The organism is Myxococcota bacterium, from assembly GCA_039030075.1.
Taxonomy (GTDB): Bacteria; Myxococcota_A; UBA9160; order UBA9160; family SMWR01; genus JAHEJV01.
This window is the reverse complement of the sequence record JBCCEW010000052.1, coordinates 1-6,557: the sequence shown is the minus strand read 5'-3', so window position 1 is coordinate 6,557 and position 6,557 is coordinate 1. Positions and strand designations below refer to the sequence as shown.

Genomic DNA, 6,557 nt, shown 5'->3' with positions numbered 1-6,557 from the left:
CGATCAAGGCGAGAAGGGCGAGGCGGCGAAGGCGATCGAAGAGACCGGCGACTTCTGGGTCGACGAGAAGGCCCACAGCGCCACGCTCACCGAGGAGGGCGTGCACAAGGTCGAGAAGCTGCTGCGCGTCGAGAACCTCTACGACCCGGGCATGCTGCCGGTGCTGCACGCCGTGAATCAGGCGCTCTCGGCCCATCACCTGAAGCGGCGCGACGTCGATTACGTCGTCCGGCAGGGCGAGGACGGTCGCCCCGAGGTGGTGATCGTCGACGAGTTCACCGGACGCATGATGCCCGGCCGACGCTGGAGCGACGGCCTGCACCAGGCGGTCGAGGCGAAGGAAGGCATCCCGGTTCGCAGCGAGAATCAGACCCTGGCGTCGATCACCTTCCAGAACTTCTTCCGCATGTACGACAAGCTCGGCGGCATGACGGGCACGGCGGACACCGAAGCGCCGGAGTTCGCGAAGATCTACGACCTGGACGTCACGATGATCCCGACGCATCGGCCGATGGTCCGCGATGACCAGCAGGACGTCGTCTTCAAGACGCAGCGCGAGAAGTTCGACGCCGTCATCGAAGACATCAAGGACCGCCACGAGGAAGGGCAGCCCGTCCTCGTCGGCACCATCTCGATCGAGACCTCCGAGATGCTGGGCAAGAAGCTCAAGAAGCGCGGCATTCGTCACAACGTGCTCAACGCGAAGGCGCACGAGCGCGAGGCCGAGATCGTCGCCCAGGCCGGGCGCAGCGGCGCCGTCACCATCTCGACGAACATGGCAGGCCGCGGCACCGACATCGTGCTCGGTGGCAACGCCGAGATGATGGCGCTCGCGAAGTGCGGCGGAGACAAGACGCACGCGGACTACCCCGAGACGCTGGCGCGCTTCGAGCATCAGTGTGCGGAGGAGCGCGACGACGTCGTCGAGGCCGGCGGACTCCACATCATGGGCACCGAGCGCCACGAGAGTCGCCGCGTCGACAACCAGCTGCGCGGCCGCGCCGGCCGTCAGGGTGACGCGGGCTCGAGCCAGTTCTTCCTGTCCCTCGAAGACGACCTGCTGCGCATCTTCGAAGCGGACCGGGTCAAGCAGTGGTGGGATCGGGTCGGCGTCGAAGAAGGCGAGGCGATCGAGAACAAGCTGCTCACGCGGGTGATCGAGAACGCACAGAAGAAGGTCGAGGCCCGAAACTTCGATATCCGCAAGCACCTGCTCGACTACGACAACGTCATGAACTCCCAGCGCCAGGCGTTCTACGCGCGGCGCCGTGAGGCCATGGAACAGGACGCGCACGCCGAGGTCCTGGACATGGCCGAGGGGGCGATCGTGGCGGTCCTCGATTCGTACTGGCCGGCAAAGGGCGACCTCGACCCGGAGGCCGTCGACGACCTGGCGAAGGCGATGACCGCCCAGTTCGGTGTCGAGTTCGACGCGAGCGCCGCTCCCTTCCAGGAGGGTGGGAAGCCGGCGAAGGATCGGGACGTCCTCGGGGCGGCGATCCTCGATCGCGTCGGCGCCGTGCTCGAGGCGAAGAAGAAGGAATGCGACGGCCTGGCCGAGCAGTACGCCGAGTCGGGATATCCGAATTTCGCGCGTCTCGAGACCGAGATCCTGCTGCAGATCCTGGATACCCAGTGGAAGGATCATCTCCACTCGATGGACGGCCTGCGCGAGGGCATCGGGATGCGCGCCTACGGCCAGCGCGACCCGAAGCTCGAGTATCAGCGCGAGGGCTTCACCCTCTTCGAAGAGATGAACGCGCGGATCGACGCCCAGGCCTTGGAGCTGGTGTTCAAGTTCGCGCTTCCCCCCACGCCCGATCAGGCGCCGAGCCCCGGCGCTGCGGCGCTGCCCGCGTCGGGACCGCCGCCCCAGGCGCAGGGCGGAAAGCCGGGCGCGGGGCCGGTCGCGCAGCCCGGCCAGCGCACGCCCTCGAAGATGGCGAAGGTGGGCCGCAACGACCCGTGCCCGTGCGGCAGCGGCAAGAAGTACAAGAAGTGCCACGGCGTCGGGTGACGGCTCCGCGTTGACCATCGACACCTTCCAGGTTCCCGGCTTTCGCGCTGCGGGCGTTCACTGCGGCATCAAGGCCCAGGGCCACGATCTCGCCTTGATCGCCGCCGATGCCTCGGCCGCGGTTGCGGGGGTGTTCACGCGTTCGACGGTCGTCGGCGCTCCGGTGGAATGGTCGCGGGCCCAGGTGCGAAGCGGTCGCACGCGCGGCGTGATCGTGAACAGCGGCATCTCGAACGTCGCGATGGGGGCGCGGGGTCGCCGTGACGCGAGGCGCATGGCCGGGTTCGCTGCCGACCCCCTCGGCGCCAAGCCCGAGGACGTGCTCGTGGCGTCCACGGGCGTGATCGGTGAGCCGCTCCCGATGACGAAGATCCGGACCGGGGCGCGCGCGGCCTACGACGCCCTGGCGCCGAACGGCTTCGGCGATGCGGCGCGCGCGATCATGACGACCGACACGGTCCCGAAGCTCGCCCGCCAGCGCATTCGCTTCGGCGGGCGCACGATCACGGTGGCGGGCATCGCCAAGGGCGCGGGCATGATCGAGCCGAACATGGCCACCATGCTCGCCTTCCTGGTGACCGACGCCGACGTCGCCCCGGCCTTCCTGCGCCGCGTGTTGAAGCAGTCGAGCGATCAGAGCTTCAACCGGCTGAGCGTGGATGGCGAGGGCTCGACAAGCGACAGCGTGTTGTTGCTGGCGAGCGGCGCTGCAGGGAATCCGACCCTGCGGGCCGGTCGGCCGGGGGCCGCGCGCTTCCAGGCGGCCGTCGAGGCGGTGTCCACCGATCTCGCGCGTCAGCTGGCCCGGGACGGGGAGGGCGCCACGAAGCTCGTCGACGTGCGGGTGTCCGGTGCGCGCAGCCACCGCGACGCCGAGCGGGCAGCCCGCCGGATCGCGAACTCGGTGCTGGTGAAGACGGCGCTCTTCGGCGGTGACCCGAACTGGGGCCGGATCCTCCAGACGATCGGGGCCGCGCGGGTGCCGCTGCGCCTCGAGCGGACCCGGGTCCGGCTCGGCGGGGTGGTGGTTTTTCGCAACGGTGGGTCGGCCGGACCGGCCGCCCGGCGCAGAGCGGAGAAGGCGATCCGGGCGCCGGAGGTGGCGATCGAGGTCGAACTCGGGCTCGGGAAGGGCCAGTCCCAGCTCTGGACCTGCGACCTGACCTACGACTACGTGCGGATCAACGCCGAGTACACGACCTAGTCCGTTGGACTCCGCATCGGCGACGCCTCACTCCGCGCGCCGCTCTGCCGCGCTTGACCTCGCGGGGTCGGAGCGGGGACTGATGGGGCCCGGCAGGCCGGGGCCGGCGCGTAGTCAAAGCCCGGGGAGTCTGCTAACCCTCTGCCAATCCACACGTTCCAGGGGCGCCCCGGCGGTGCCCACCACGTGACTCCGTGTCGTGTCGGTGGGTCGGGGAGGCACGCTCCGGGACGGACGAGCAACCGCGAAGGAGATTGCCATGTCCGAGACACCGGCCCCCCCGGAGGCCGCGGGGGAGACCCTCGCGCCTCCCGCGAGTGAGACGGCCGAAGCCCTGGTTCAGCGCGAGGCGCTGACCATTCGTGAGCTGGTGGAAGCCGGCGCCCACTTCGGTCACCAGACGCGACGCTGGAACCCGCGCATGAAGCCGTTCCTGTTCGGCGAGCGCAACGGCGTCCACATCATGGATCTCGATCAGACGCTGCCGCGCTTCCAGGAAGCGCTGTCGTTCCTGACCGAGACCGTCGCCCAGGGCGGCAAGGTGCTGTTCGTCAGCACGAAGCGTCAGGCTCAGTCGTTCGTCGAAGCCGAGGCCCAGCGCTGCGAGCAGTTCTACGTCAGCCGACGCTGGCTCGGCGGAATGCTGACCAACTTCAAGACGGTGCGGAAGTCGATCGAGCGCTTCAAGGAGCTGCTCGAGCAGACCACCGACGAGGAGAAGCTCGCGGAGCTCTCGAAGAAGGAACTCTCTCGGGTCAACCGCTGGATCGAGAAGTACCGAAAGTCCCTCGACGGCATCAAGGAGATGACGCGGCTGCCGGACGCGATGTTCGTGGTCGACGTCAAGCGCGAAGCGATCGCCGTGAAGGAGGCGCAGCGCCTCGGGATCCCGATCGTCGCGATCGTCGACTCGAACTGTGATCCGGGCGGCATCGAGTTCGTCGTTCCCGGCAACGATGACTCGACCCGTGCCATCGAACTCTATTGCCAGCGCGTCGCCGATGCCTGTCGCGAAGGCGCCGAACTCTACAACGCGCGCATCCAGAGCGAGGTGAGCGAGCAGGAGAAGGCGGAAGGCGAGAAGGCCAGCGGCGGTCGGGTCGTGGTGGAGATCACCCAGCAGCCGCGCCGCGGCCGCGGCACCCACAGCGCCGAACCCCGGGAGCCCCGCGAGAAGCGCGGGGGCAAGGGCGAGGCCAAGGCAGCCGAGGGCGGAGACGCGGCGGAGGCGCCCGCCGAAGCCAGCGCGGCGCCCGAGGGCGCCGAGGCGGCCCCGGCCGAGGGCGCGGAGTCCGCGCCCGAGAAAACCGAATCGGAATAGAGCCCCGGATCCGCTCGCGTCCCTGCCGGCGCGTGCCGATACCGAGGAGACCCCAAGGAGTCAATCGTGGCGGACATTTCCGCGAAAGACGTGAAGAGCCTGCGCGAGCAAACCGGCGCGGGCATGATGGACTGCAAGAAGGCGCTCACCGAGGCGGGGGGCGACCTCGCCAAGGCCGTCGAGGTCCTGCGCGAGCGCGGCCTGGCGAAGGCCGGCAAGCGCGAGGGGCGGGCGACCAGCGAGGGCGTGATCGCGATCGCCCTGGCGGGCACCAACGGCGGCATGGTCGAGCTCGGCTGCGAGACCGACTTCGTCGCGCGTACCGATGACTTCATCGCGCTCGGCGACAAGCTGGCCCAGGCCGTCGCGGCCGACGGCGGCCCCGATTCGGCCGAGGCCCTGCTCGATTCCACGCTCGATGGCGAGAAGGTCCAGGACCAGATCGTCGCCGCGATCGCCAAGCTCGGCGAGAACGTGGTGCTGAAGCGCGCCGCCCGGCTGGCGGTACCGAGCGGCCAGGTCGGGGGCTATGTGCACGCGGGCGGCAAGCTCGGCGTCCTCGTCGCCCTGGCGACCGACGATTCCGGGGACGCGCTGGGCACCCTCGCCAAGGACATCGCGATGCATGTCGCCGCGGCAGACCCGAGCCCGGTCGCGGTCGACCGCGACGGAGTTGCGTCGGATCTACTCGACGCGGAGCGCGAGATCTACAAGAAGCAGGCCCTGGCCGAGGGCAAGCCCGAGAAGATCCTCGACAAGATCGTCGAGGGGAAGATCAACAAGTTCGTGTCGGAGATCGCGCTCGTCGAGCAGGCGTTCGTCAAGGATCCCGACAAGTCGGTGGGTGACCTCCTCAAGGCGCACGGCAGTCCCGTGAACGTTTCTTCCTTCACGCGGTTCAAACTGGGCCAGGGGGAGGAGGCGGACTCGGAGTGAAGGCGGCGTATCGCAGGCTCTTGATCAAGCTCTCCGGTGAGCAGCTTGCCGGGGACAGCGGCTTCGGTATCAGCCCGACCGTGATCAAGCAGCTTGCGCAAGAGCTGCGTGAGGTCCACGAGCTGGGCGTTCAGCTCGGCTGCGTGATCGGCGGCGGCAACGTCATCCGCGGGATCACGGCCGCATCCGAGGGGATGGACCGCGCCAGCGCGGACTACATGGGCATGATGGCCAGCGTCATCAATGCCCTGGCGTTGCAGGACGCCCTCGAGAAGGAAGGGCTGGTGACCCGGGTGCTCTCGGCGCTCGAGATCCAGTCCGTGGCCGAGCCCTACATCCGGCGTCGCGCCGAGCGGCATCTCGAGAAGGGACGCGTGGTGGTGTTCGCCGGTGGCACGGGGAACCCCTATTTCTCGACCGACACCGCCGCCGCGCTGCGCGCCGCGGAGATGCACGCCGAGATCATCCTGATGGGGAAGAACGGCGTCGACGGGGTCTACACCGCCGACCCGAAGCTCGATCCCAGCGCGACGAAGTACGACCGCATCCGCTTCGACGAAGCGCTGCAGAAGAACCTGCGGGTGATGGATCAGACGGCCCTCGCCCTGTGTCGCGAGAACGCAACGCCCATCGTCGTCTTCGACATCAGCCAGCACGGCAATCTGCGCCGGGTTGCGGCCGGCGAAGATGTCGGGACGCGCGTAGAGGAGTAGACGATGGCTTCCGAAGACGTCGAGCTGGTGATCAGCGAAGCCCAAGAAGCCATGGACAAGTCGCTTCGCGGGCTGAAGGCCGAACTCCAGAAGGTCCGCACCGGGCGCGCGAGCACCGCGCTGCTCGAGGGGATCCAGGTCGACTACTACGGCAGCCCGACCCCGCTCAACCAGCTCGCGAACATGAGCACGCCAGACCCGCGGCTGATCGTGATCTCGCCCTTCGACAAGGGCGCGATGCCGGCGATCGAGAAGGCGATCCAGACCTCGGACCTGGGTCTCACGCCGAGCAACGACGGCAAGGTGGTCCGGATCCCGATCCCGCCGCTCACCGAAGAACGGCGCAAGGAGCTGGTGAAGCACGTT

At 68.6% G+C, this 6,557-nt stretch carries 6 protein-coding genes; all 6 read left to right on the top strand.

Annotated features, from left to right (window positions below):
- The coding region (locus AAF430_26590) for an SEC-C metal-binding domain-containing protein (GenBank protein MEM7413825.1) at positions 1-2,017 on the top strand (2,017 nt) is incomplete at its 5' end.
- A gap of 10 nt (positions 2,018-2,027) precedes the next feature.
- Positions 2,028-3,221 (top strand): bifunctional glutamate N-acetyltransferase/amino-acid acetyltransferase ArgJ, encoded by a 1,194-nt coding sequence (gene argJ, locus AAF430_26585; GenBank protein ID MEM7413824.1) that lies wholly within the window; start codon positions 2,028-2,030, stop codon positions 3,219-3,221.
- Positions 3,222-3,480: 259 nt separating this feature from the next.
- Positions 3,481-4,542: a 30S ribosomal protein S2 gene (gene rpsB, locus AAF430_26580; protein ID MEM7413823.1), complete on the top strand. Its 1,062-nt coding sequence runs from the start codon at positions 3,481-3,483 to the stop codon at positions 4,540-4,542.
- A 66-nt stretch (positions 4,543-4,608) separates the two neighbouring features.
- The gene (tsf, locus tag AAF430_26575; GenBank protein MEM7413822.1) at positions 4,609-5,478 is read left to right on the top strand and encodes a translation elongation factor Ts; all 870 of its coding nucleotides are present in this window, start codon (positions 4,609-4,611) and stop codon (positions 5,476-5,478) included.
- A complete protein-coding gene (pyrH, locus tag AAF430_26570; GenBank protein ID MEM7413821.1) occupies positions 5,475-6,191 on the top strand; it encodes a UMP kinase in 717 nt (238 codons plus the stop codon). Before tsf ends, pyrH begins: the two co-directional genes overlap by 4 nt.
- Before the next feature lie 3 nt (positions 6,192-6,194).
- Positions 6,195-6,557, top strand: a 363-nt coding sequence (frr, locus tag AAF430_26565) for a ribosome recycling factor (protein ID MEM7413820.1), incomplete at its 3' end; no start/stop codon positions are given.